This is a genomic window from Coleofasciculus sp. G3-WIS-01 (assembly GCF_040223135.1).
Lineage (GTDB): Bacteria > Cyanobacteriota > Cyanobacteriia > Cyanobacteriales > Coleofasciculaceae > Coleofasciculus.
Genome location: NZ_JAVJZI010000184.1, coordinates 1 through 25,196, shown reverse-complemented (window position 1 = coordinate 25,196; position 25,196 = coordinate 1). Strand labels below are relative to the sequence as shown.

Sequence of the window (25,196 nt, the reverse complement as noted above, 5' to 3'; positions counted from 1 at the left end):
TTCAATCGCCTCCTCTTGCTTGAGCTATAAGCCCGGAGTTTAAACTTCGGGTGGGTTTTAGGGCTTAACTCGTAAACTTTCTTCCTGTCGCTTGAGTGCGGCTAAAAGTTCAGCATTTTGCAGAATAACGCCAACTTGATTATTGAAGATTTGCATATATTTCTGATCACTTTCATCAAAACTGATTTGGAAATACTCCGGGGCGGCTTGGGAGAACCCATTATTCTCAAATTCCCAAAACTCGCCCGGTTTACGCTTATTCACCAATTGCGTCACCCCCAGCAAATCCCCATCGGGGCTAAAAACAGGCATACAGAGTAAACTACAGGTGCGATACCCTGTCTTTTGATCGGTTTTCTTTGCCGTTTCTGAGTTAAGATGATCATACAAATCAAAGGGAATATTCAACGGTTCCCCCGTCATCGCAACTTGACCCGCATACCCTTGTCCAATTGGTACACGCAATTCTCGGAGTTCACCGTCGTCAAAACGAATTTTTGTCCACAATTCTCCCGCTAAACGGTTAACTAACCATAACGTGCTGCGATCAGCATTTAATAATTGTTTAGCTGCTGTCATCACCCGTTGTAAAATATCTTCCATCTCTAGAGAACCTTGAACACAACGGGCAGCTGCCATCAATGCGGCGGCGACTCGTTGTCCCCGTGCTGTTTTATGATAGGAACGGAAGCTTTCCAAAATCATTTGAATCAAGGGCGCATTTTCGGCAAATCGTTCTTCATCGGTTCGGGTAAATCCCTGTTTATCAATGCGTTCCGATAAAGCCGCCGTGGGATTAGCCACCCGGTTTAATTTGTTGAGTAACTGAACAACGGCGACTAACTCCCCGTGGTCATTTAAAAGGGGAATCGCCAGCATGGTATAAGTACGATAGCCGGTTCTTTTATCCTGTTCCTTTGCCATCTGCGATCGCGGATCATCATAGAAGTCAAAAGAAATGTTAATCGTTTGCTGTAACCGCGCCACTTCCCCGACAATTCCTTTATCTGCACTCATGCGAATTTCCAGGGAACCACTCCCTTCATCTTCAGCAACAATTGACCAAAATTCTTTCTTTTCTTCGTCGAGTAAGAAGATAGTCGTGCGATCGGCACATAAGGATTTCCCTGTCTTTAACGTAATCGAACGCAACGTACCATCCAGAATATCATCAAACCCCTGATTATCCATCACCGCATTCAGCATCGCCAGGGTTTGACTGACCACATTTTGCTGCTGACTCTCGGCTTTTTGCATAATCCGCTCAAATTTCTGGGCATTTTGCAGCGCTACCCCCGCCTGAGAGTTGAAAATCTGCATATATTTTTGACTATTGGTGTCAAAACTTGCCTGAAAACATTCCGGTGCTTGGGGCCAATCGGCGGGGTTATAATCGGGAAATTGCCCCGGTTTGCGTTTATTGACTAACTGGGTTACACCGAGTAACTCCCCATCGGGACTAAAGACAGGCATACAGAGTAAACTACAGGTGCGATAGCCTGTTTTTTGATCCGTTTCCTGGGCGGTGGTTGAATCAGGATGATCGTACAAATCAAAGGCAATATTCAATGGTTCCTGAGTTTGGGCAACTTTCCCGGCAAACCCTTGACCGACTTGGACTCGTAGTTCCCTCACCGAACCATCTTCAAAGGGAATCTTTGTCCACAACTCCTGCTTATCTGCATCTAATAACCAGAGGGTACTGCGATCGGCATTCATCAATTTCTTCGCCGCATCCATAACTCGTCCCAGGATTTCTTCGGAATTTAAACTGCTATGAGATAGGGAATGAGTGGCTTCGGTGAGGGCTTCAGCGGCTTGTAACCGTTGGGTTAATTTATAACAGTATTGGCATCGCTCTAAAATGCGTAAAATAGTTGGCGCATATTCATCTAACTGAGTTTGATCGGTGAGAGTAAACCCCTGTTGATCAATGCGTTCCGATAGAGGCGCTTGGGGATTGTTAAACCGTTTCAGTTTATTGATCAGTTGAATCACAGCAATCAAATTATGCTGTTGATTGGCGATGGGATAGACCAATTCATTGTAAATCGCATAGCCGTTCGTTTGATTGAGTTTATCGGGAATGGTGTCGGGGTTCTCTTGGCGAAAGTTAAAAGGAATCTCACTAAATTTTTTAAAGTTGGTCAGGCGGGCTTCTGTTTCTTTATTGGTGAGGATTTGAATATCAGGAAAGGTTTTTCCTTCATTCCGGGCAATAATCGACCAAATCTGATTTTGCTGATCATCAATAAAGATAATCGTCGTCCGATCCACGCTCAAGGCTTCTCCCATTTTTAGGGTAACTGAGCCTAAAATTTCATGAAGAATATCGGCAAAATCCTTCCCCTCCATAAAACTCAACATAGATAGTAGTTTTTGCTCTTGTTGGGTAACAATTTGCTCAAAGCTAGCCTGCAAATCCGCTAAAGCTTTGTTTACCCAACTGTCATTAAAAATGGCGGCATAAATGCGATTACAGACTCTCAGTTTTCCCTCCTGCTTAATCGCCACCCCAGATAAACACAATTCCCGTTGTTCAGAACTATCTGAGGCGTGAAGCTCCCCCTGTTGTAAAATTTGCTGATAAAGCCCCAAGAGTCCGCGATTCCGCTGTCCAATTCGGAACAGGCGATCGCGAATGGTTTTCAGATGGGGGGGTTCATCGGTGGCTTCCCAGTTTTCCAGGATGCGCTGCTGGACTATTTGCGCTACCCATTCCTCTTCGTTTCCGGGAGTCGGGGATGAGTCACTATTGATAATTAAATGACAGAGTTTTTGGGTAAGAAAGGGTTGTCCCCCTGTCCAATCTAAAATAGCCGCTAAAATCGTTTGGGCTTGGTTATATTGATCAGCTAATCCAGCGGCTAAGGGTTGAGCTTCAGCTAATTTAAACCCATGCAATTCAATCCCATGACCCAGGTTAAAGGGGGTACGTTTTTTATCTTGAATTAAATCTGAAGGAGTGGCGACACCAAACAGGGCAAATGTGAGGCGATCATATTCATTACAAGCCCGCAGCACCGCAAAAAAATCATCGGTGCGAAAGTTTAAACTGAGGATACTATCAATTTCATCAATAAAAATTACCACCCTTTGGGGGATAGACTCCAGCAGCACTTGTTCGATAAACTCACTCAAGCGTTGGATAGGGGGTAGATATTCGCGATCGCGCAACCACGCCCTTAAGTTAAACCCCCGTAGCGCCGGAAAACTCGTCACCAACCGTCTCATCATCCCCGCATACCACTGATCGGCTGTGATATCCTGGGAACCGATTTTAGTCAAATCAATCGCCACACAAGCAAATCCCTCCCCTTGCAGCTTATGCATCACCCGCACCCGCAAGCTAGTTTTACCCATCTGGCGAGAATTAAGAACATAACAAAACTCCCCCGCCTTTAACCCCTGATAGAGTTCCGTGTCAGCCTGTCGCACCACGTAGCTAGGGGCGTTGAGTGGGAGATGACCCCCAACTTTGTAGGGGGAGGTGATGGGTTGCGCTTTACTCATGGGGATTGCAAGAGGAGGTAGAATACACCAAATGACGGATTCGAGTTGCGGTTCTCAGATTAAGGGTACATCTCTACCACTGTGCCAAATTTTCTCAGATATGAGGTAGGTTGGGTTGACGCGCCGAAACCCAACGGTGATCAAGGGGGATCAGGAAAACCCTTTTAATGTTAAGTCGCAGGCACGATATAATAACGATACTATGCCTGCCAGAGATATCTATCACAACACAGTCAAAAATGCTCTAATTAAAGATGGCTGGACTATTACCCACGATCCATTGCGAATCCGTTTATCTCGTGGCAAAAACCTATTTGTTGACTTGGGTGCCCAACGGTTGCTAGCCGCAGAACGGGGAACTGAAAAAATAGCGATTGAGGTCAAAAGTTTTACCCGCCCTTCAGACATGAAGGATTTAGAAGAAGCCGTTGGTCAATTCGTTCTGTACGCTCGTTTGTTGAAACGTTATTACCCGGAGCATACCTTATATTTAGCGGTGAGTGAAGACACCCGCAAAAGTGTCTTTGAAGAAGAAGCAGGTCAGACTTTGATTGAAGATGACATTATTCGTTTAATGACCTTTGATCCCACAGAAGAGGTGATTATCCGATGGATTCCCTGAAATTTCACTATCGTGAAGTCGTTGAAAAAGTTCTCCAGGACTATGCTAAATTTCTGGATAGCGATGATCAGGTTCAAGTTGAACTGGTGTTTGATCGAGAACGCGATCGCTATCTGTTGGTCGAAGCAGGCTGGCAAAATGGTTATCGCATCTACGGAACGGTTTTGCACATTGATCTGATTGACAGTAAAATCTGGATTCAGCATGATGGCACAGAAGAGGGAATTGCAGTGGAGTTAGTGGCGGCTGGTGTTCCTAAAGAGCATATTATTTTAGGTTTTAGGTCGCTCGAACAACGAAAACATACCGAATTTGCGATTGGGTAAAAGCTAATTTAGGAGGCAATATTGAAAGCTAAGAAAGATCGCAACTCCTGTAAACTTCAATTAGTGAAGTAGGTTGGGTTGAGCGACAGCGAAACCCAACAGACTAGCCCACTGGTGTTTGGTTTCGTTCCACAACCCAACCAACAAAGATAAAGCTGTAACGGCTGTATTAACACACCCTGCTACCGTTAAAGTCCCCCTTTTTAAGGGGGATGCGAGGGGGATCAAACGTATCCCATAAGAGCGGAAAGTGCTGTAACTGGCGTTGGGGCGTTGGGTTTCGTTCCTCAACCCAACCTACAAAGATGGCTACAAAGGTGACATATTATCTTATATTGTAGTCAAAGTCTCTGATCCTGAACCATGCGATATCGTCGAGCTAGGACACCTGGAGTCACCTACTTTTTTACTGTCATCACCTATCAGCGTCAGAAAATTTTTCATCATGCAGAAGCGGTTGAACTCCTGCGTCAAGTCTTCCGCCATGTTAAACAAAATCATCCCTTTAACATTGATGCAATGGTTGTACTCCCTGATCATCTTCATTCCCTTTGGACATTACCACCAGATGATGCTAAATTTTCTACTCGTTGGCGATTGATTAAAAGTGAATTTACTCGTCTTTGCCCAGAATCCTATAAGCAGCAATGTTCGTTATCCCGGTTGAGTAAGGGAGAACAAGCTGTCTGGCAACGTCGATTTTGGGAGCATCAAATCCGAGATGAAACGGATTTTATTCATCATATTGAATATATTCATTACAACCCTGTTCATCACCGTTTAGTAAAAGCACCAAAAGATTGGGCGTATTCAAGTTTCCACCATTATGTTAGAGATGGTATTTATGAGGCGGATTGGGGTGCAGAGGAGGCGATAACATTTGGCGTTGATGTTGGACGAGAGTAGATGTTGAGTTTATAGGCGTTTTCCCAACCTACGGTAATTATAATTAGGAGGCGGTTTATCTCTCCAACTCATTCGGTTCACCTGGATAAAAGCTATCCTCTAAAATTTCCGCAAAACTGTAGGGACATGTCTGGGGAAAGGTTCGCTTTGGCAAGTCAGTTTCTCCCATTGCCAGATCTCTGCCATTTTCGTAAGCTAAAACAAGCGCATCCTCAAGGTAAGGCTTTAAGCTGGGGTTGTCTTTGAGCAACTCTAACGTATCACGGCGCTGTACGCGAATCGTCGCCAGCCAACTCCGACTCCGGCGTTGCGGTTGGTACTCCCATTTCAACAAATGTCCAATCAGCACCGTCAACCGATTTCGCAATTCCTGGCGCTGCTGTTTTCCCAAGGATTCAATCTCCTCAATCAGATTGCCCAAATCAAGCTGACTCCACTGCTGTTGGCGGAGTAACGATGCTTGTTCCTGCGTCCAAGCATAAAAATCGGTTTCGTAGAGGTTGGGTGTAGGTATTGCTGTCTGTTGGTTCGTTTCTGGCACTTGCATCACGATTTTCCCACCTCAATGTCTCTATAATAGTAGAACTGTTTTATTTAGGCGCGATCGCGAGGCTCCCCAGGTGGAATCGCTACAAGTCATCATAACCCGCCATGCCTACATCCGAACTTGTACAAGAGTTGCGATCGCGTCTCCTAGACGAGTAAAGTGGTTGGGATTTAATGTCAGGAGAATATCTACCTTGGCTTTCAGCGCAGCTTGGGCAATTAGAGCATCGAAAATGCCACCGCCAGGGAGATTGATAGTAGCCATGCGAGAAATCGCAGCAAGATAATCCTCGGAGAATAGGGGAATGATATTCAAATGTTGTGAAATATCTGTAGTAATGCTTTGGGCTTGCGCGGGAGTAAGACGCGGCTGAATAGGAAGACGTGTAAGGACAGAATAGGTTTCTGCTAGAGTGTGAGTCGAAATAAAACCCTCAACTTGCCTAGATTCTGCTGCTTTTAGGTGAGGGAAGCAGATCCCATGTCGTGGATGGCTGACAACGAGTGCAGCCACTAAAACCGAAGTGTCAAACAAGACTTTTACCAAATCATCTGCTCCCGAATACGTTCTTCTCGCACTTCGTCAATGAAGGCGTTGATGTCAAAATTGTCAATTGGTTCGGTTTCGATAACTAAGATACCTTCTTTGCGATAGACTTTTGGATGTTGAGAGGTTGATGAGTGAACGGCTGGTGAGACTGGGGCAGTTATTTCAGTATTTTGCTGATTGAGGGCAGTGACTTTCTCCGCGACAGCCTGCAAAATGAATTGTTCCAACGAGATTCCTTGCCGACTTGCCCACTTTTGGGCGTCTTGCTGGAGTTGCACAGGAAGATTCATAGAAATAAGTACAGAATGATACCGTGTATCCCAATTGTAAGCGATTTATAGCGTTGGACTTAAAATACTTTTTGTAGGCGATCGCGAAAATACTGGCGATATAATTCAAAGCGGGGTACAGTTGCATTTCCTCGTAACTGTACTAACCCCATACTGTGTAATTTAAACGCCAGCACTGACTCTAACTCAACGGGTTCCTTCGCCACTAGCACCTGAGCAAATGCTGTTGCTAATTCTGGGTGCTGTTGCAAATTCCATAAATGTCGGCGTAGGTGATCCCCATAAATTCCCGCCTCTGTCGGCGCCATCTCCACCAATTCCTCTAAAGTTAACTCGCCTCTGGCAATATAATAAAAAGCCACTCGGACTAAATAAGGATGTCCACCTACCATTGTCATTAATTGCTCAACCTGATCAGTTTGCCAATTGAGTCCATGACGTTGAGCTAAATCCGTGACTTGTTCTCGACTAAATTCCGATAATTCAATTGGTAAACCAACATTAAACGGGGATTGATTGATATCCAATGGAATATAAACTTCTGTTGAATGAACCACTACTAAACGCAATTTTGCCCACAAATCACTGTCGCCATCCCCATACCCAGCTTCTTCATACCAAGCGCGTAAGAGGGCAAAAAAGTCATCGGTTATTTTTGGATGTTGAAACACCCGATCCACTTCATCCAATCCCAAGACTAACGGTGAATCGGTTTCGGATAACAAAAAATCCTCAAAATAAGCGGTGCAGTTATCTTTACTGCCAAATGTATCCGTCCAATATGCCTCAACTTGATGGGGTAAACGCAGCTTGCGGGTAATTTTGGCACATAACCACTGTAAGAGTTGATTGAGATTGGTAAACACGCTTTTATCCGCATGTTGAAAGCTTAAGGGAACGGTGCGACAGCCTTGTTCTCTAGCTTGATACAAAATTCTCGCCATTAACGATGTTTTTCCCATTTGTCGCGGCGCTTTGATGCGAATCAAGGTTCCTGGTTTGAGTATTTCTTGATAACATTGGGCTTCATCGGGAACTCGTTCGACATAGAAGGCGGAAGCTAACCGCACTTGACCTTTGGGTAATTCGGGTTCAGCCACGGGTAAAGGGGGTAAGGGGTTGATCGGAGTTTGATAGGTTCTGATGTCCTCCGCTACATCGCTCGCTTCCCCGGCTTGAGTTTCCCAATCCTCACTCCCCGATAACCGTTGCAACACCGCCTGAACTATAGTTGGTGTATCAGCGGGAGCGTTCCATTCCTGATAGCCAATTCCTTGAAGGTAACTGCGTAAATCGTGGTTGAGGGGGGTATGGGGAGGACAATTCACCCGAATCGGTAAGACAACGGGTTTGGGGTTTTGACTCTCATCCCGTAACTCCTGAACCCGTCGTAACTCTTCAATCACCATTTCACTCAATGCGGCTTGGGGAGACAAGAGCAGGATAAAATAATCACATTGCGCCAGTTGGCGATCAATCTGAGCTAATTCAGCCTGGGCGACACCAGAGGAATGGCTGGAACCCTCTCCCACCCCTGTTCTAAAGACTGGATATCCCGCTTGTGCGATCGCCTCCTCTAACTGAATCGCTAAACTCCCGTCAGGCTCTTGGTTGTGGTAACTGAGAAACACTTGCGGCTGCTGCGTCTTGGCTCGCGCGATCGCACCGTGAATCTTTTTTTTGCTCACTTTTTCCCCTAATACCTGGGAAAGCTTTTGCCATAACTTATAGCCCACATATTTTTCCACATAGTCCGGATTTTGCGGATAAATCTCCTTATAGGAGCGTCCTTCCCATGAGCCAACAAATACCTGACGTTCTAGGTCATTCAGGTGCTTTCCCGTCTTCAGATAGGTCAAGCGATCAATGAAATTCAAGGCGTCTTTATAATCCATACCCTCTTTTTTCTGACTGTAGCAATTGAGGAATCATACCTGATAATTCATGAGTTTTTTCACCGATTAATCAAGTTATATTTGATAGTCCTGAGGTTTCATGAGGTTTTTCGTTAATTACAAAATAAAATATATCTAAGTTTTTACTTCCACCAAACAATGATTTCATTTTTGTGAGCTTTTATGGTTTACATTACCCAAATTATCAACGAAACTAATAAATAGGTGTTCCCCACCGATTGATCTGTGAATCTACCAGGGTGAAGCCGCCAATCCGGGCGGTAATACCCAACTCGGATATAAATTTAGATTGTGTTACAGGGGAAGAACAATGTTTAATTTAACAGGGGTGCTAGTTCACGATTGTGTTGAACGTCTACAAGCCGGCTACCGCCAAACTTACGGCAACTGTCAACCTGATTATGCTGAAGTCATTGCTAGGGTGGCTCAAGTGGCTCTAGAACGGATTGCCCAGAGTGATGCTCTATACCACAATGTTGAACATACTATTTTAGTCGCCCTAGTCGGACAAGAAACCCTCCGAGGGAAACATATCCTGGAAGGGAGCGTTTCCCGTCAAGACTGGCTCACCTTAATCGTGTCTTGGTTATGCCATGACATTGGCTATATTAAGGGGATTTGCAAAGATGACCAACCCGATCAAGGATTGTACGTGATTGGTCTAGATGATATGATGATCTCCTTACCCCGGGGCGCAACCGATGCGAGTTTGACCTCGTATCATGTTGACCGAGGAAAGCGGTTTGTGGACGAGTATTTTAGCGCTCATTCATTCATTGATTGTCCTACCGTCAAACGCAATATTGAGTTAACCCGTTTCCCAGTACCTGCTGATGAAGCTTATCAGGATACGATTAATTATCCGGGTTTGACTCGTGCGGCTGATTTGATTGGTCAACTCAGTGATCCGCGTTACTTACAAAAGATTCCAGCATTGTTTGGCGAGTTTGAAGAAAGTGGCGCGAATAAAATTTTAGGCTATCACAATCCAGGTCAACTACGACAAAACTACCCTAATTTTTTCTGGACAGTTGTGTTGCCCTATATTCAACCTGCTTTGCGTTACTTAGAGGTAACTGTAACGGGTCAACAGATTATTGCCAATCTTTATGCCCATGTATTGCAAGTTGAACAGGAAAATAGAGTGAACCAAAGGGAGATTGTGATGTTTGCCTCTTAATATTCACCCCTACCAACCTCCTCTTAGTCAGGGGAGGTGTTGTAGGCGGTGGGGTAGATAAAGCGCAACTTCAGACAGCATTGGTATTAGAATTCAGATGACAGCGTTGCTGGTAAATTTGCGCCACCTGATCCCCTTGATTTTGACGCAAGCAGGCTTCAAACAGTTGTAGCGCCTCTGCATAAGCCTGTTGACTATACAGGGACAACGCTAAGGCAAATCGGTCTTGGTTTGCTAACTTGCCCTCTCGCACTTCTGGTAAGTCAGCATCAAAGACTTCATAGACGGTGACTAATTCAGATTTACCTTTGACTTTGACGTGATCAATCATGCGGATAGCGTAGTCAGAGGGGTTTTGTAATTGCTTGAACGTGTGGTGAGAAATTAACAGGGATACACCATAATTTTTGGTTAAACCTTCCAGACGAGCCGCTAAATTAACGGCATCACTAATCACAGTTGTATCCATTCGGTTATATCCGCCCACTGTACCTAGCATTAAGGTTCCTGTATTAATGCCCATGCCAATTTTAATCGCCCGATAATTACAGTTAGCACGATGTTGATTATATTCAACTAATTGATTTAACATGGCAATTCCTGCTTTAACTGCATCATCAGCACTCCCACTAAAGAGTGCCATAATGGCATCACCAATATATTTATCAACGAATCCTTGATTCTTAATAATAATTGACTCCATTCTAGATAAATATGAATTAATAAACTTGAAATTTTCCTCGGGAGTCATGCCTTCTGAAAGAGCCGTGAAATCACGAATATCGGAAAATAAAATGGACATATCTTTTTCAACTTGGTCGCCTAATTTCACATCGACAATACTCTGTTTGTTTAATAACTGAAGAAATTGACCAGGGACAAAGCGAGAGAAAGCTTGATTGAGTTGATTCAGATGACAGGTAAACTTGAGTCGTTCGGCTTCCGCCCGTTTGCGTTCGGTGATATCATTCAGCACTACAATGGCGTAGGTAACATTCCCTTTGTCATCAAAGATGGGTGTTCCTAATACCTCAATTGGCACGATTTTGTCGGGCTGATGAATTTCTATACCATCATGGACAGAACTTTTCCCGTTAAGGGCTTGGATAATGGGTTCAAGATTGTGGGGATAGACTTTCTCTGCTTTGGGAGAGTAAACTGGATAAACCTCTGGGTAAAGATTTGCAGAAGTTTTTGGGATAATACCTTGACCAAAAAGTTTTTTGGCTGTCTGATTTGCATAGTAAGGTGTACCATTTTGATCAACGACAAAGACGCCGACTGGTATCGCTTCTAAGAATTGCGTTAGCCGACTTTCACTGTCTCGTAATTGATCTTGAGCCTGTAGCCGTTGATTAATTTCTCGATAAATATGAGAATAGACAAAAACAAGAATACCTAAATCAAAAGCCAGTCCAATGGAGAAAATCCAGATTGTCGTATGGACTGTTCCTTGAGTTCGCTGCGCTCGCGCCTGAAATAGCCGCTCTTCTTCAGCCTTCATCTTACTGAAGACTTCGCGGATCTGATCCATTATCAGTTTACCTTGGTTCGTGTTGACAATCTCTAAAGCCGCGTCCAATCCTTGCTTGTTTCTTACGTTAATTGTTTGCTGAAGTTCGGTAAACTTTTCATCAATTAAAGGAACAACGACGTCTAACTTTTTTTGATGGTAAGGGTTGTCTGCTGTTAAGGCTTGTAGCTGCTTGATATCATCTTCGACTTTATCAATGGCTTTTTTATAGGGTTCGAGATAGCGCGGTTTGCCAGTTAGGAGATAACCCCGTTGTCCCGTTTCTGCATCCGTAATTTCAGCTAAGACTTCTTCAAGTTTAGTTAATACTTTTTTGGCATGGAGTTCTTTGTGATTTGCCTCTCTCAAGCGAAATGCGCTATAATAACCACTCAAGCTAACGATAACGATAAGGCTAGAGGTTAGTCCAAATCCTACGACGATTTTTCGTTGTATCGATAATTTCATCATAAAGGGTAGAGTTTAACTGGAAAAACTCTGATTCGTGTTAAACTGTAAAATACTTATTCAGGTATAATTTATATTTGTCCGAAATTTTGAAGAATAATGATATTTTTTGACAAACTAAAATCGGTATTAATTATTTTTTTCAGAGAAAAATCATGTCCAAACCCTGATATTTATTCTCTGCACAGAGAAATAAGTTTCGCTTTCAGGGTCTATGAATATAACCAGCATTTTACCGATACAGTCTCTATTTTGGCAAATGCTGGTTAAAAAAAATTATCTTCAGGAGCTTACCGAATAAAGTTCACGGTGAGGAGTGCCATTGCTCAGGGAATGGGGAACTAGAAATTCAAGATTTACCAATCAACCTAGACTTGAGAGATAATCGCGCCTTTCAAAATTGCCCCACTGAGATTCGCACCATTTAGGTTTGCCTGATTTAAATTGGTATTTCTCAGGTTTGCCCCTTTCAAATTTGTATCACTGAGATTAGCACCTGTCAAATCAGCACCACTGAGATTTGCCTCGGTTAAATCCGCTCCTCTCAAGTTGGCGCCTCTGAGGTCAGCATTTCTTAAGAAAACAGCGATAAGGTTGGTATCAATTAAAATGGCTTGATTTAGGTTTGTCGTATGGCAAATCGCTTCACAGAGATTCGCCCGACTCAGGTTGGCTCGACTCAAGTTAGCTCGACTCAGGTTAGCTCGACTCAGGTTGAAGTTTTGCAAATTATACTCACTGAGGTTCGAGCCACTCAGATCAACTTTGCTAAAGTTAAGTTTGAGGACATTAGCTTTACTCGGATTTTGATTGAAGTTAATATTTTGCAGTCGCCACTGATTCCAATTTTCAACACCTTGTTTGAGGACAAGTATATCGTTCGTATTTGCCACTTTGTATGACTCCTCCAATTTAAACTTGGTCTAAGTATCGTTTTGATATCAGAATTTTCTGAATGATTCAGGGGGTAACACTAAAGTTGGTTGGAGTCATAAAATTTGCTGTGATTGCTGTTGAATTAAGTGACTAACATTGAGTTTATGCTAGAAATGGGTGATTAAACAAATAGGGGTTTCATCGATCAATGTAACAAAAGTTTAAGAACTTGTTCAGATTATCGGATAAGAAATGCTTGGTGAAAACATAGAGGATTATCTATGGCATAACGATAAATTGGGGGATTGGTGATTAGGGATTGGTGATTGGAAACCCGCCCCGACTGTAGAGACGCGCCATGGCGCGTCTCTACAGTCGGTGCGGAGTCAGTTTCAACATCAGGCGTGTTAAATAGTGGGTGCTACTGCGGTTTGGGTTCCCTGAGTTTCAATCGAGTGCGATCGCGCTATTGCAGAAATTCCCATTTGTTGCCAAGCCTCAGCCATGGCGGTGGCTACGGTTGCGGCTTGCATCGGATCGACAAGCGCCAACAGAGTAGGACCTGCGCCACTAATCGTCATTCCATAGGCGCCAGCTTTTAAGGCGGCGCTTTTTACGGCTTCATACCCCGGAATCAAGCCTTGTCGATAGGGTTGATGTAACTTATCCTGGAGGGCAGTTTGTAACCAATCACGGCGTCCCGTTGTCAAGGCGCGTACCAATAACCCAAAATGGGCAATATTAAAAATAGCATCCGCCCGACTCACTTGGGTGGGGATTACCTGTCGCGCCTCTTGGGTGGAGAGTTCAAAATTAGGAATAGCGACAACGGGGACAATTTGATCATGCCAGGGAATATCACAAATCTCCCATTCCTTGAGAACCGCATCCCCCCGCGCCGCCAGACGACAGCCACCCAACAAGGCGGGGACGACATTATCCGGATGTCCTTCCAGCGCGATCGCTAATTGCATCACTTCAGTTTGACTCAGGGGTTCCCCTGCTAACTGGTTTGCGCCAACTAATCCGCCGACAATCGCCGTGGCGGAACTTCCTAACCCTCTGGCGAGGGGGACATCTAAATCAATCTTGAGTTGGACTGGGGGAGGTGTATGACCAATATGGTCGTACAATTTCAGAAACCCTTGGTAAGCCAGATTCGTTTCATCAGTTTTCACCTGTTTTGCTTCAACACCAGACACCCGAATTCTCACCGCCCGTTCCGTTTCCCAGGGGGTATCCGAACTCAGGCGAGTAAATGTAAATCGATTGTACAGGGTCAAGGCGGCGCCAATGCAATCAAATCCGGGACCTAAGTTGGCGGTTGTCGCGGGAACGGTAACGGTTACGGGAGAATGGATAGACATTCGGGAGGAATTTAAGATGCCAAGGGGCAATCTTAGCAGATTCTCATTTGTTGGGGCAATTCATGAATTACCCCGACTAACGGCGATTAATCACCACAAAGCCTCTTGTCTTTTCTGAGGTAGAATCTATTGTTCCCATGGCTTGCCAGAGTTCTTCAGCCCTGACCCAAATGGGCGGATACTTGTAGCGAGACACATCCAAAATCAGAAAGCGATCACTTTGTGAATTATAAGCCGCGATCGGCGAAATATGTCCACCGCGTTCCTGACCTATGGTTTTTCTTAAGTAGTTGACTAAGACGAAATTATTGGGGTCTTGTAAATTTTCTACCACCATCTGGCGGAATTCCGCCAGAGTCACCTCACTGGCGCATACCTTAAAGCAAACGAACTGTGGTAGAGACTCCTCCGGCGGAGGAGTCTCTACTAAATTCTGATGTGTCCTAACCGTTTTGGCGGTTGCTATAATTACTGGGATGCCAGGAAACTTAACCAAATCTCAGACTAAAGCCCTGATTACAAAGCATTAAGCGTATCACACGACTACAGTTGCGAAATTCTCCGTTGTGAGAGTGGTTGTATCGAACCCAGTCAGTGTTGCCAAAGTTTGACCGCCAAACCGAATCTCGTTTCCTTGGAAGAACAAATCTCCAAATCCTAAACCGCCAGATAAACCAATCACATCACCCTGACCTAAACTAAAGTCGGTAATCATATCCTTACCTTCCCCGGCGACAATAACAAAGGTATCACTACCAATCCCACCGGTTAGCTGGTCATCCCCCGCACCACCATAGAGGAGGTCATCTCCAGAATTACCCCAGAGTTGGTCGTTATTTTGACCGCCCAGGAGGGTGTCATCATCAGCACCGCCATACAGCTTATCGTCACCTTGACCCCCTTCTAACAGGTCATCATCAGCACCACCCCAGAGTTGGTCATTACTTTGACCGCCGAGGAGAGTGTCATCATCAGCACCGCCATACAGCTTATCGTCACCTTGACCCCCATCGAGGTAGTCCTCACCTCCGCTACCTTTGAGGATATCCTGACCTTGACCCCCACTTAGGAGGTCATTATTCGCACCACCATAAAGTTGATCATCACCGTTACCACCGTCGAGGGTATCGTTACCGGCGCCACCTTTGAGGGTATCTTGACTATTGAGTCCGGTTAGGATATCGTCGCCTGCGCCACCGACAAGCATGTCATTATTTGAAGTTCCGGTGAGAGTAACAGCAGGAACACCATTACCACTGATGGTACTGTTTGTCTCCGTCATAGTATTTCCGTCGCTGATTTCAATTCCCTGAGAATTGTTATCACTAAACGTGCTATTGGTTACGGTTAGGATATTGTCGTCAGAAATGTCAATACCATCATCTCCGTTCTGACTAAACGTACTATCGGTTATTGTTAGCTTGTTTTCGTCATCTGCATCAATGCCATCCGCGTCGTTACCTATAATTGTACTGTTCGTTACGGTTAGATTATTTTTGTCATCTACACCTATACCATCATCGCCGTTATCGGTAATCGTGCTGTTGGTTACGGTGATTGTATTTTTGTCTTCTACGTCAATACCATCATCACCGTTATCTGTAATTATGGTGTTTTCTACTATCAGCGTGTTTTTGTCGGTCAGGGCAATGCCTTCAGCATCGTTATCTATAATCGTGCTGTTTTTTACGGTCAGGGTATTATTGTCTTCTAAGTCAATGCCATCAGCGTCGTTATCGGTAAAAGTGCTGTGATATATGGTAACAGTGTTATTGTTTTCTAGGTCAACGCCTTCATCCCCGTTACCTGTAAAAGTGCTGTGATATATGGTAACAGTGTTATTGTTTTCTAGGTCAACGCCATCATCGCCATTGCTGGTAAATGTACTGTTTTTTAGGGTCAGTGTGCTATGGTTTTCGAGGTCAATCCCATCATCCCCGTTATCACGGATCGTCGTATGCGTTACTATTACAGTATTGTTGTCACTTAAGGGATCACTACCATCCTCGTCACCCGCATCAATCCCATCATCGCTGTTCCCATAAATCACGCTGTTGGTTATAGTTAGACTATTATCTCCTTCGAGATTAATTCCATCTAATCCGTTGGTTAATGTGAGTCCATTAAATTCTGCGGCTACCCCAGGACTAATTGAGAATAGGTCGAAGGTTGAGTCGCCACTAATGGTTAATTGGTTTGCACCTAGACCAACAATTGTCAGGTCATCGGTAATGGTGAGTTTTTCGGTGAGGTGAATAGTTTTTGCACCGCCACCTAAAGCAAACTGAATGGTATCGTCTCCTGCTGAGGCGTTGGCGGCGTTAATGGCTTCGCGTAAACTGGTTTGACCATTGTTAAGATTACCATCATCGATGTCACCGAGTTGATTGACGATATAAGTTGCCATAGGTGTTTATCCTTGGTTAAAACGTTGAATAGTATTTTAGGTGTTGGTTTTACTGTATTTATCGGTTTACAAATTAAATATAACCGTATTTTTTTGATGCTTCATAAAGTTGATGTGAATTTTCTATAAAGGTTTCGTGAAATCAAACGGCTCACTTAAAGAGCCCGGACTTCTTCAAGAAGTCGGGGCTCGGGTCAAAACGTCATATCATGTCCGGCATCTGACGTATTTCAGTTTTTCCTCGGTCATACCACCTAAACAAAAATCTGGCTGATGTTGGTTTCAAGTGTGCTAGCTTGCTGCCAACTGACTTCTGCCAATAGGATTTTGCTTTCCTCTTCACCTTGGAATATCTGGGCAACGTTACCAATCCCTTGGACAAATTTATCCTGGAAACTTAGGCTTTCAATATCATTCACATCGAACAGGGTTTTACCAAGCTGGAAGTTCCTAATGATATCGTATCCAGTGTCGTTGGCATCAAGGACAACGGTTTCACCACCGCCGAGCCAGATTTCGTCGATACCATTACCCCCGTTAATCAAATCATCGCCACCGTTACTGTAAATCAAATCATTACCATCGCCACCGAGAATCTCGTCGGCTTGGGCGCCGCCGTAAATGGTGTCAGCACCACCGCCACCGAGGAGGTAGTCTTGACCACCGTTACCGTAGAGAACGTCATTACCTGCGCCACCATCTAGATAATCTGCATCAGAGCTACCATATAGCTTATCATTGCCTGCGCCACCGAGGATTTCATCGCCGCCGCCGTTACCGAAAAGAACATCGTCACCAGCACCACCATCGAGATAATCACTCAGAGAACCACCTGCGATGGTGTCGTTACCTGCATTACCTTCGAGATAATCATGACCACCGTTACCGTAGATTTGGTCATTTCCCCCTAATCCGGCGATGACATCGTTTCCTTGAGTTCCGTTGAGTTGTTCGCTCGCGTTTGTGCCAAGTTGAGTATAGTCAAAGTCTAAGTCGAGGTTAAGTTTGACGGAACCTTGGCTAGCACCAAAACCATCAACAGCTATATTGTAGGTTTGTCCCGCTTCAACTGTGAAGCTTACTTGGCTTTGTAAGCCCCAGAAGTCATCATTATAAACAACTGTATTTAAGCTATCAACTGCCGAGCCTGTGTGAATACCTAGTGCCGTGTCAAAGTTACTACCAACTGTGTTAATCGTGACCACACCGTCAGCAGGAGCTCTCCAATTCCACCAAACAGAAGTATCTGGAACACTACCGTGGTAGGGTTCACCACTTTCCCCTGTAGCTCCAATGTTAGTTCCTGTCGTACTCAAATCAGAACCAACTAAACGAATGCTGTCAGCAAATTTGTCATTGATAGGACTAGACATTTATTTTTCCTCTGTGAATTAATTACGATTTTTTGGGCAATGTTGTTCTGGACAATTTTCAGCTTTCCGGCATTGCTGAAGCCTTGCTGTGCTGGTATCCGATGGTTCAGCGCCGCCTCGTGCCTGGGAGTTTTTGCTTCGTTGTAGTCTCCGAAAAATTACAGAAACGACTGTATTTTTTTGTTAGTATTGCTACTTTTTTCTCTCCACAATTTAACTATAACCGTATTTTTTCGATGATCAATAAAGTTAAGATGAACTTTACATAAATGTTTTGTGAAGTTAAAATTATCATAAAAACCTAAAAACTCCCCCATCAGGGAGAGCTAAAATATCTACCTAAAATTCGGCATTAAACCCTATATAGATAGAACATTCTCTTCTATAATTTGCTGACAATTAACGCGAAGGGTTCACACCTGTGGTTAACCCTGTATAGTCAGCTAATGTTTAATATTTTGTTACAATATTGACAATTTTATGGGGGATGAGTTGGCATGATTATATAGAATGCTTGGTTTAAAACCTTAGGCTTCTCTACCCATCAGTTTTATCAGTCAATGGCGTTCAATGGGGAAAAAATCCGGATAGTTTGCCAACTCTTCAAGGTTGTCAGGCAATCTTTACAGAAGTTTCATTTAATCAATCTTTTGGAGAGTTGACAATTAAAATTAGTTATGATAAAAGGCTGAGACAAGTGCCATGTTGAGAAAGGACGCACGCCAAGACTGCTCGGATAAGCCTTGAGCAGAAGGGCAGGTAGGTTGGGCCCTTGGTAACGAAACCCAACGTTTTACTGGGTTTGTTGGGTAACGCTGGCGCTCTACCCAACCTACAATTTTTCTTAACCGAGCAGTGTGGGGACGCAGGTCACTGACAAAGGGCGCACGCTCCGTGCGCCCCTACGGGGATTTCGGGTTACTTTTTATCTATTGAGCTTGATTTGGGCGTCCCATTCCTCTTTGACCCCGACGATTTTCCCGCATTTGACGCATTTGTTCCCGTTGTTCCTCGGTTAGGACATTCTGCATCAACTCCCGTGCGGATTGGTGAATTTCCCGCATCTGGTTTCGTTGTGCTTCAGTTAGATTTAGCGCCCGCATTCCTTCCCGGTGTCGCTGGCGTTGTCCCTGGAACTGTTGGAACTGTTGTCGTTGTTCGGGGGTGAGAATCTGTTCCATTTGCGAGTGTTTGTTATCCCGGATTTGCTCTAACTGCGCTTGTTGTTCGGCTGTTAGGTTGAGTTCCTCCGCGAATTTGGGTTGGGAAAATGCTGCCATGGGTGCAGCAGCGAGGGTAATTGCGGCGATGGTGGCGAATAGAGGAAAGATTTTGATGTTCATGATGTTAGGGTTGTAAACGCTTGGGTGTTCAATGTCTTTATCCTAGAAACTGTAGGGGTTAAACGACTTGAGGCAAACGTCCTGATTTGAGGTAGGACTTTAGTCCTAGAAGGGCGGAGGTGATAGTTTTTTATCAAAAATTATTCCTAATGACATCACCTGAATGGGCGAAGCATTTGGGTAGAACATTTTGGACAAGTATCATAAGATGGCTGCCCAAATGCTTCGCCCCTACAAATAACCAATCACCAATAACCAATCACCAATGAACCATGAACCATGACCAAACATCCAATTCCCTTCCTTTTATATCTAGAATGGATTCTGCTGGGAATCATTGCTATTGTTGAATTCCTGCGGTTTCCCTTTCCCCACCTCCCGCGCTTCCCTTTCCTAAATCTGCTGGGTTTAGCCGTCTTTGGTTTGATGGGGTTGAGATTACCGACCCAGAAATCGGTTAAGGTGATTTACACCGGAGTGGAAATTGGCGTAATTCTCCTCGTTTCCCTGGTGGGTAAACTTCGCATGTTACCCTTGATGTTAATTATTTTAGTTATCCGAAACTGTTTTATTTTTGAACGACAAAGCCGCTTAATTATTACCGGATTCGCTTTTGTCTTATTCCTAATGCGGGAAGTTGACCGATTTCAGTCTCGCAGTCTTCGCCCTCGCCCTCCCTTTCGCCCCCCACATTTTGCGGTGCCAGAACGTTGGCTATTTATCCTCTTAAGTTCTATAGTAGTGTTTGGATTAGTCTTAGTCTTCTTACAGTTGTTAGTCGATGCTTTATTAGCCGAACGGCGCAGTCGGGAAGAATTGGCACAGGCAAATGCTCAACTGCGGCGCTATGCGGTGCGGATTGAAGATATTGCCACCTTACAGGAACGGAATCGTATTGCTAGGGAAATCCATGATTCCTTGGGACATTCCCTGATTACGTTTAACCTGCACTTAGAAGCCGCCTTACGACTCTTAGAGTCGAATCCCGCAGAAGCCAAAGACTTTTTAATCGAAGTCAAACAAGTCGCCGCTACTGCGCTTCAAGACGTGCGTCAATCCGTGGCAACCCTGCGGTCTAACCCGTTACAAGGGCAATCTCTAGAGGATGCGATCGCGTCTTTAATCCAAGAGTTCCACAAGTCTACAGGTATCTTACCCGATTGTCAAATCAATGTGTCCCATCCGGTGACGCCCGATGTGAAAATGGCGAGTTATCGGATTATCCAAGAATCCCTGACGAATATCTATAAACACGCCAAAGCCACGGAGGTGAGTATCCGGATTTGGACAGATTCCCGGTTCCATCTGATGATTCAGGATAATGGCAGAGGATTTGATGTGACGCACAATACCACAGGATTTGGTCTGCAAGGGATGCGCGAACGTACCCAAGAATTAGGGGGTCATCTTACCATTAACACATCGCCAGGACAAGGGTGTCAAGTTATAGTTGAGTGGTGATTCGTCATTTGTCATTCGTCATTCGTCATTCGTCATTCGTCATTGGGGATTAATGGTTGGGGATTGGGCTCTCGCATTCGCGTTGAAATGTTGGTATAAAACCGATAGATTTGGGCGCGAATGCGAGAGCCCCTACGAATGCATCTCCCCTATCTCCCAGACGTGCCATGGCACGTCTCTACACTGCTTCCTCATTTCCTGAAATGATTAAAATCTTACTGGTTGATGACCAAAATTTAGTCCGACGCGGATTAAAAGCCTTATTACAATTTGAAGATGATTTAGAGGTTATCGCCGAAGCGGATAATGGAGAAACGGCGATCGCACAACTGGAAACCCTACAACCTGATATTATTCTCATGGATGTGCGTATGCCCGTTATGGATGGTGTCGCTGCTACTCGGCAAATCTGTCAACGGTTTCCCCACATCAAGATATTAGTCTTAACCACATTTGACGATGATGAGTACGTTACCCAAGCTTTGCATTATGGCGCCTCTGGCTATTTACTCAAAGATACACCCCCTGACGAATTAGCCCAAGGGATTCGGGCGGTGCATAAGGGGTATACTCAATTAGGACCAGGAATTGGTCAAAAGATTCGGACACAAATCCCTGCTTCTGTCTCAAATTCCTCAACCGCCTGGGATGAACTCACCCCCAGAGAACAGGAAATCTTACGCTTAATCGCCACGGGTGCGAATAACCGAGAAATTGCCCAAACTCTGTATATTTCTCAGAAGACGGTGAAGAACCATATTACCCATATTTTAAGCCGATTGAACCTACGCGATCGCACCCAAGCTGCTATATGGGCAAACTCCCACTCAATCCACCGCTAAGAGTTCCACCGATTCGGCAAAAATCACAGGTTGATTTTCGTATTCGGCTTTAATAGTTTCTTTAAAATCTAAATCCCAGGTTAAATTGTAATCTTTCTCTATCTCTGTACTGACAAACTTACGCACCACCCCGGTGACTCTCACCCAATTTTGCTTTTTAATCGGGACATCGGGATTCGCGTTCACCACTAAAACGTCATTCCCCCCCAACAGTCCTTCCTGTTCTAGCTTAAATGTATCTGAACCGAGAACCTTCTTCACTTCCCCATCCACACTGACAATCTCACCGACAACCTCACTCGTATCCTCCGTCACATCGCCTAAGGTAGAACCATGACCAATCGTTGTCCCCTCTGGCTGCAAAGCCGCCTCATCTTCAGAGAAAATACTACAAGCGGGCAAAATTACCATCACCAAACCCAAACCTATCATCCGAAGTCCCATGGAGAACCCTCCTAATTGCGGTTATGCTTTAGACTAAATAAAATAGATGTGCGATCGCGTCTGGCTAGAGTCTCACTCCCACATCCTTCCCTAGAGATAAATTTCCCCAACTACTCATTGCCTTAACTCCAATGACACACTCCTTTGGGTTCGTAGTTGCGCTGTCTTCGCCATAAACCCTCGAATCGATTACTACAAACGCTGAACTCACTAACATTGCCTTAACTTCATTTATCATTAACCATCCTCGAAAACTATGTCTCACTTCACCACCATCAATATTCAGATAAAAAACGGTGAGATTCTGCATCAAACTTTGCAGGAGTTGGGGTATCAAGTCGAATGCAATACCTCAGTACGCGGCTATCACGGAAATACCACAGAAGCCGAATATGTGATTCGCCAATCTAATGGCTACGATTTAGGCTTTCGCCAGCATGGAGAGGCGTATGAACTCGTAGCCGATTTTTGGGGGGCGAGCATTAACCAAACAGAATTTGTCAATTCCGTCAATCAAAAGTACGCCCATAAAATGTTACTGCATTCTGTGCAAGAACAAGGATTTTCTGTCGAAGAAGAAGACGTGTTAGAAGATGGTACAGTACGGGTAGTTGTGGGACGCTGGCAATAAAAAAGTCCCCCATTTCCTATTCTTATGGTCAAAGCGGGTTGAGTCATTTGGTTGATGTCCGGTAATGTATTAACAAAAACCGCCCTCAGTAACGGCTGTTACATTACACGCCTAAATTGAAGTTTGTAGTAGGGAATCTTTGCTTGAGATTTCGTTAGGTTTCCTACGTCAACCCAACCTACAGGTTTTTATCTTTAATGCCCATGTCATATAGTGACTTTACGTTAGCCAAAGTCAAAAAAAACTTTGACTTAATTACTGTAGAAAAAATGAATACTTTCAGTCATGTTACTGAGTTTGAACCCAGCCCATTACTGACAGAAACTTTGCGTTATAATATTCCCTTAGCTTTAGCCAGCAATAGTGAAAAAGCTCGGTCTGAGATGATTATTGCTCCAATTTTAATCGACATTAGAAGACAGTTACAAGAGCAGATCAACTTATTTTCGGGAATTGAATTTGATATTGATAAAGAGTGCGGCTTGAATGGAGTTTGCGATTTTCTGATCAGCCAGTCTCCGGAACAGTTATTTGTCAATGCGCCAGTGATTACGCTGGTAGAAGCAAAGAAGGAAAATCTTATCGGTGGATTGGGGCAGTGTGTAGCGGAAATGGTAGCAGCTCAGATATTCAATGACCGCGAGGGAAATGGGATATCAGAAATTTATGGTGCAGTCACGTCAGGAACCAATTGGAAGTTTTTGCGCCTTAAAGGAAACGTTATCGAAATTGATTTGGATGAGTATTATCTGAATGATATTAAGAAAATTTTAGGGATTTTGGCAAATGCTGTTCGAGAACGTTAATGATTATATTGTATTATCTCCGGCTGAGTAATTGCGTCTATCCTAATCATAGTTACGTCTCTAGATTGATTAAAGGGCATACTTATTACTTATGAATAAATCCTGATCGCGTTCCCTTAACCCCAACCCTTTGATAAACTGCTTGAATTTCAGGTGCGGCTAGCGATCGATTAAACAGTTGTACATCACTCATCCTACCCTGAAAGAATCCCGGTGCACCTGGATGATCCGAACGTCGTCCCAATCGCAGAGGCTTAAAATTATTCAGCGAACCCTGTCGTCCCTTTGGGTTAAATCGATTCCTCAACTCAATCCCATCCACATACCATCGTCCCCCATCGATCCCATCTCGGTCTACAGTTACGACCAGATAATGCCAGCGATCATCGGCAATTAAGCACTGACTATCATAATTTGTCCAAGCTGACTCAATGCCATCAGCTAATTGTAAACCCAACCGACCTTGATGCAGATATAAACAATATCCTTGCACTGATCCAGAAGTTTCCACACGCTTATCTAAAATCACCTCAAGTCCGCGACTACGAGTCTTAACTCCCACACCAATGGAGAAATCTCCAACGCCAAAATTCAAAGCTGCTCCATGGGGAATTTCCACATAATCATCCCCATCAAATTGCAACGCACTCCCCAACCCTTGAGGCAGAACAAATTCGACAAACCGATAGGAATCTGGATTCACCTCATCCGGATGTCCTGCACCTCCTAATCCCGCCATACGACCTGGAACAATCGTCACCGGCGTCGCGCCCTTAATCGTACCATTATTTCCCCCCACAGTATCCGCCGCGATGTCCCCTTCTGTTTCATTTAACCGCCACCACGCAACCCGATTCGCAGGGACATAATGTTGAATGGCTTGTTTAACCCACGGTTGTGTGTTATCCCACAGGAGTAAATAGGCGGCTTGTCGCACCCGTGGCGATTCATCTTGCAAAAAGGCTTGAAGGACTAAATTTAACCCTGCATCCCCATAGGCGGTAGCTTCGGTAATGGCTGTCAAACGTTGATCCACTACAGGAGAGGTTAAACGCATCCTTACCCCAGCGATACCACCCAATACCACGCCCTGAGTCGGGGGTGGATTTTGACCGCCGAGAACCATATCATCATTTCTTGGTCGGTGAGAATCTTTTACCATCGCCCCTATCCCCTTTTTATTTATGATGCCATTCTTCTCAGGGAGAGATCGCGCCCTAATTTTATGGAGTAACCATGGGGAGATCAAGGGGGGTGGGGTTACCCTGAATTCCGGTAACCCCATGGGTGAGGGGGAGGCATACATCTTAGCGCGAATTCGGGTTCAGTGGCAATGCGTGATAAATAAGGGTGTAGAGGCTTGGCAAACCCGTCAAAGTCTTGTGTAATCAGAGGAATCGGATGAGCAAAGCTTGTGTGCGATCGCACCAACCGGACTACTCCACACCCCTATTGGTAACGTCTCCATCAAAAGCCTAACCGAAAACTTTAGGTTTTCGGTTAAATCCTCTCAACAGGGCGGGTTTAGTCGCATTTGGGCGAAAAAGAAAGGATAATTGTAAACGCCCAACTCTAAACCATCAATAAAATGCCAAATCAACCAATACCCTGGTTCCGTCGTCGAGATATTGTCATCGCCTATACATTCTTGCGAATCGTTTTAGGCGTAAACTTCTTTAACGTAGTCGCGGAAGTCCTCACCTTCAGCGATAGCAAGGTGAGGATGGACAGCGGGAAATCGGAGGTACGGAGATTTCCAAATTGTCCTGACCGCCAAACTTTTGTAGTACAATGAGAATAGCTCACCTAGGTCTAC

Annotated in this window: 22 protein-coding genes and 1 pseudogene; 9 read left to right on the top strand and 14 right to left on the bottom strand. The window is 44.5% G+C overall.

Annotation, left to right across the window (positions count from 1 at the left end; translation table 11 throughout):
- Positions 1-57 precede the first annotated feature (57 nt).
- Positions 58-3,513 (bottom strand): GAF domain-containing protein, encoded by a 3,456-nt coding sequence (locus tag RIM23_RS18715; protein WP_446368651.1) that lies wholly within the window; start codon positions 3,511-3,513, stop codon positions 58-60.
- Between the two features lie 202 nt (positions 3,514-3,715).
- Between RIM23_RS18715 and RIM23_RS18710 the strand changes: the two genes are divergently transcribed.
- The 3 genes from RIM23_RS18710 (at position 3,716) to RIM23_RS18700 (ending at position 5,367) form a co-directional block, all read left to right on the top strand.
- Positions 3,716-4,135 carry a XisH family protein gene (locus RIM23_RS18710; protein WP_446368650.1) on the top strand — a complete coding sequence of 140 codons (420 nt, stop codon included), beginning with the start codon at positions 3,716-3,718 and terminating at the stop codon, positions 4,133-4,135.
- Positions 4,123-4,461 carry an element excision factor XisI family protein gene (locus tag RIM23_RS18705; RefSeq protein ID WP_446368649.1) on the top strand — a complete coding sequence of 113 codons (339 nt, stop codon included), beginning with the start codon at positions 4,123-4,125 and terminating at the stop codon, positions 4,459-4,461. Before RIM23_RS18710 ends, RIM23_RS18705 begins: the two co-directional genes overlap by 13 nt.
- 363 nt (positions 4,462-4,824) lie before the next feature.
- Entirely contained in the window at positions 4,825-5,367 is a 543-nt protein-coding gene (locus RIM23_RS18700; protein ID WP_446368648.1) for an REP-associated tyrosine transposase, read from the top strand.
- Between the two features lie 55 nt (positions 5,368-5,422).
- Here the strand turns inward: RIM23_RS18700 and RIM23_RS18695 are convergent, their stop codons facing one another.
- From RIM23_RS18695 to RIM23_RS18680, 4 genes are all read right to left on the bottom strand, one after another.
- Complete coding sequence (locus RIM23_RS18695; RefSeq protein WP_446368721.1) at positions 5,423-5,914, bottom strand: DUF29 domain-containing protein; 492 nt, start codon at positions 5,912-5,914, stop codon at positions 5,423-5,425.
- A 108-nt stretch (positions 5,915-6,022) separates the two neighbouring features.
- A complete protein-coding gene (locus RIM23_RS18690) occupies positions 6,023-6,460 on the bottom strand; it encodes a type II toxin-antitoxin system VapC family toxin (RefSeq protein WP_446368647.1) in 438 nt (145 codons plus the stop codon).
- A complete protein-coding gene (locus RIM23_RS18685) occupies positions 6,454-6,753 on the bottom strand; it encodes a hypothetical protein (RefSeq protein WP_446368646.1) in 300 nt (99 codons plus the stop codon). The genes RIM23_RS18690 and RIM23_RS18685 overlap by 7 nt, the downstream gene beginning before the upstream one ends.
- A 59-nt stretch (positions 6,754-6,812) precedes the next feature.
- Positions 6,813-8,648, bottom strand: a complete 1,836-nt coding sequence (locus RIM23_RS18680; RefSeq protein WP_446368645.1) for an AAA-like domain-containing protein — start codon at positions 8,646-8,648, stop codon at positions 6,813-6,815.
- Positions 8,649-8,979: 331 nt separating this feature from the next.
- Here RIM23_RS18680 and RIM23_RS18675 point away from each other — a divergent pair, with 331 nt between their 5' ends.
- Complete coding sequence (locus RIM23_RS18675) at positions 8,980-9,849, top strand: Npun_R2479 family HD domain-containing metalloprotein (protein ID WP_446368644.1); 870 nt, start codon at positions 8,980-8,982, stop codon at positions 9,847-9,849.
- A 70-nt stretch (positions 9,850-9,919) separates the two neighbouring features.
- On the opposite strand, the gene RIM23_RS18670 is transcribed toward RIM23_RS18675, so the two are convergent.
- From RIM23_RS18670 to RIM23_RS18640, 7 genes and pseudogenes are all read right to left on the bottom strand, one after another.
- The gene (locus RIM23_RS18670; protein WP_446368643.1) at positions 9,920-11,833 is read right to left on the bottom strand and encodes a CHASE3 domain-containing protein; all 1,914 of its coding nucleotides are present in this window, start codon (positions 11,831-11,833) and stop codon (positions 9,920-9,922) included.
- Between the two features lie 365 nt (positions 11,834-12,198).
- Positions 12,199-12,723 (bottom strand): pentapeptide repeat-containing protein, encoded by a 525-nt coding sequence (locus tag RIM23_RS18665; RefSeq protein ID WP_446368642.1) that lies wholly within the window; start codon positions 12,721-12,723, stop codon positions 12,199-12,201.
- Between the two features lie 390 nt (positions 12,724-13,113).
- Positions 13,114-14,073, bottom strand: a complete 960-nt coding sequence (gene thrB, locus RIM23_RS18660; protein WP_446368641.1) for a homoserine kinase — start codon at positions 14,071-14,073, stop codon at positions 13,114-13,116.
- Between the two features lie 76 nt (positions 14,074-14,149).
- Positions 14,150-14,440 (bottom strand): annotated as a pseudogene (locus tag RIM23_RS18655) (phytochelatin synthase family protein); the annotation flags it as partial.
- A gap of 168 nt (positions 14,441-14,608) precedes the next feature.
- Complete coding sequence (locus tag RIM23_RS18650) at positions 14,609-16,480, bottom strand: right-handed parallel beta-helix repeat-containing protein (RefSeq protein ID WP_446368640.1); 1,872 nt, start codon at positions 16,478-16,480, stop codon at positions 14,609-14,611.
- Positions 16,481-16,734: 254 nt separating this feature from the next.
- Positions 16,735-17,853: a calcium-binding protein gene (locus tag RIM23_RS18645; RefSeq protein WP_446368639.1), complete on the bottom strand. Its 1,119-nt coding sequence runs from the start codon at positions 17,851-17,853 to the stop codon at positions 16,735-16,737.
- A 929-nt stretch (positions 17,854-18,782) separates the two neighbouring features.
- Entirely contained in the window at positions 18,783-19,196 is a 414-nt protein-coding gene (locus tag RIM23_RS18640; RefSeq protein ID WP_446368638.1) for a Spy/CpxP family protein refolding chaperone, read from the bottom strand.
- 279 nt (positions 19,197-19,475) lie between these two features.
- On the opposite strand from RIM23_RS18640, the gene RIM23_RS18635 reads away from it, so the two are divergent.
- Positions 19,476-20,657, top strand: a complete 1,182-nt coding sequence (locus tag RIM23_RS18635) for a sensor histidine kinase (protein ID WP_446368637.1) — start codon at positions 19,476-19,478, stop codon at positions 20,655-20,657.
- A gap of 203 nt (positions 20,658-20,860) precedes the next feature.
- Positions 20,861-21,499 (top strand): response regulator, encoded by a 639-nt coding sequence (locus RIM23_RS18630; RefSeq protein ID WP_446368720.1) that lies wholly within the window; start codon positions 20,861-20,863, stop codon positions 21,497-21,499.
- On the opposite strand, the gene RIM23_RS18625 is transcribed toward RIM23_RS18630, so the two are convergent.
- On the bottom strand, positions 21,485-21,943 hold the full coding sequence (locus RIM23_RS18625; RefSeq protein ID WP_446368636.1) for a hypothetical protein: 459 nt from the start codon (positions 21,941-21,943) through the stop codon (positions 21,485-21,487). The two genes, RIM23_RS18630 and RIM23_RS18625, sit on opposite strands and share 15 nt — an antisense overlap.
- Before the next feature lie 256 nt (positions 21,944-22,199).
- On the opposite strand from RIM23_RS18625, the gene RIM23_RS18620 reads away from it, so the two are divergent.
- Together RIM23_RS18620 and RIM23_RS18615 are read left to right on the top strand one after the other, a co-directional pair.
- Positions 22,200-22,574, top strand: coding sequence for a DUF1257 domain-containing protein (locus RIM23_RS18620; protein WP_446368635.1), 375 nt, complete (start codon positions 22,200-22,202; stop codon positions 22,572-22,574).
- A gap of 203 nt (positions 22,575-22,777) precedes the next feature.
- The gene (locus RIM23_RS18615; RefSeq protein WP_446368634.1) at positions 22,778-23,380 is read left to right on the top strand and encodes a hypothetical protein; all 603 of its coding nucleotides are present in this window, start codon (positions 22,778-22,780) and stop codon (positions 23,378-23,380) included.
- Between the two features lie 85 nt (positions 23,381-23,465).
- Here RIM23_RS18615 and RIM23_RS18610 read toward each other — a convergent pair whose 3' ends face one another.
- Entirely contained in the window at positions 23,466-24,542 is a 1,077-nt protein-coding gene (locus tag RIM23_RS18610; protein ID WP_446368633.1) for a LamG domain-containing protein, read from the bottom strand.
- 22 nt (positions 24,543-24,564) lie between these two features.
- On the opposite strand from RIM23_RS18610, the gene RIM23_RS18605 reads away from it, so the two are divergent.
- Positions 24,565-24,768, top strand: a complete 204-nt coding sequence (locus RIM23_RS18605) for a hypothetical protein (RefSeq protein ID WP_446368632.1) — start codon at positions 24,565-24,567, stop codon at positions 24,766-24,768.
- The last annotated feature ends 428 nt before the right edge of the window (positions 24,769-25,196 follow it).

Coding starts and splice junctions, on each gene's coding strand:
- RIM23_RS18715 (WP_446368651.1), bottom strand. CDS start 3,513: ATGAGTAAAGCGCAACCCATCACCTCCCCCTACAAAGTTGGGGGTCAT.
- RIM23_RS18710 (WP_446368650.1), top strand. CDS start 3,716: ATGCCTGCCAGAGATATCTATCACAACACAGTCAAAAATGCTCTAATT.
- RIM23_RS18705 (WP_446368649.1), top strand. CDS start 4,123: ATGGATTCCCTGAAATTTCACTATCGTGAAGTCGTTGAAAAAGTTCTC.
- RIM23_RS18700 (WP_446368648.1), top strand. CDS start 4,825: ATGCGATATCGTCGAGCTAGGACACCTGGAGTCACCTACTTTTTTACT.
- RIM23_RS18695 (WP_446368721.1), bottom strand. CDS start 5,914: ATGCAAGTGCCAGAAACGAACCAACAGACAGCAATACCTACACCCAAC.
- RIM23_RS18685 (WP_446368646.1), bottom strand. CDS start 6,753: ATGAATCTTCCTGTGCAACTCCAGCAAGACGCCCAAAAGTGGGCAAGT.
- RIM23_RS18680 (WP_446368645.1), bottom strand. CDS start 8,648: ATGGATTATAAAGACGCCTTGAATTTCATTGATCGCTTGACCTATCTG.
- RIM23_RS18675 (WP_446368644.1), top strand. CDS start 8,980: ATGTTTAATTTAACAGGGGTGCTAGTTCACGATTGTGTTGAACGTCTA.
- RIM23_RS18670 (WP_446368643.1), bottom strand. CDS start 11,833: ATGATGAAATTATCGATACAACGAAAAATCGTCGTAGGATTTGGACTA.
- thrB (WP_446368641.1), bottom strand. CDS start 14,073: ATGTCTATCCATTCTCCCGTAACCGTTACCGTTCCCGCGACAACCGCC.
- RIM23_RS18650 (WP_446368640.1), bottom strand. CDS start 16,480: ATGGCAACTTATATCGTCAATCAACTCGGTGACATCGATGATGGTAAT.
- RIM23_RS18645 (WP_446368639.1), bottom strand. CDS start 17,853: ATGTCTAGTCCTATCAATGACAAATTTGCTGACAGCATTCGTTTAGTT.
- RIM23_RS18640 (WP_446368638.1), bottom strand. CDS start 19,196: ATGAACATCAAAATCTTTCCTCTATTCGCCACCATCGCCGCAATTACC.
- RIM23_RS18635 (WP_446368637.1), top strand. CDS start 19,476: ATGACCAAACATCCAATTCCCTTCCTTTTATATCTAGAATGGATTCTG.
- RIM23_RS18630 (WP_446368720.1), top strand. CDS start 20,861: ATGATTAAAATCTTACTGGTTGATGACCAAAATTTAGTCCGACGCGGA.
- RIM23_RS18625 (WP_446368636.1), bottom strand. CDS start 21,943: ATGGGACTTCGGATGATAGGTTTGGGTTTGGTGATGGTAATTTTGCCC.
- RIM23_RS18620 (WP_446368635.1), top strand. CDS start 22,200: ATGTCTCACTTCACCACCATCAATATTCAGATAAAAAACGGTGAGATT.
- RIM23_RS18615 (WP_446368634.1), top strand. CDS start 22,778: ATGTCATATAGTGACTTTACGTTAGCCAAAGTCAAAAAAAACTTTGAC.
- RIM23_RS18610 (WP_446368633.1), bottom strand. CDS start 24,542: ATGGTAAAAGATTCTCACCGACCAAGAAATGATGATATGGTTCTCGGC.
- RIM23_RS18605 (WP_446368632.1), top strand. CDS start 24,565: ATGATGCCATTCTTCTCAGGGAGAGATCGCGCCCTAATTTTATGGAGT.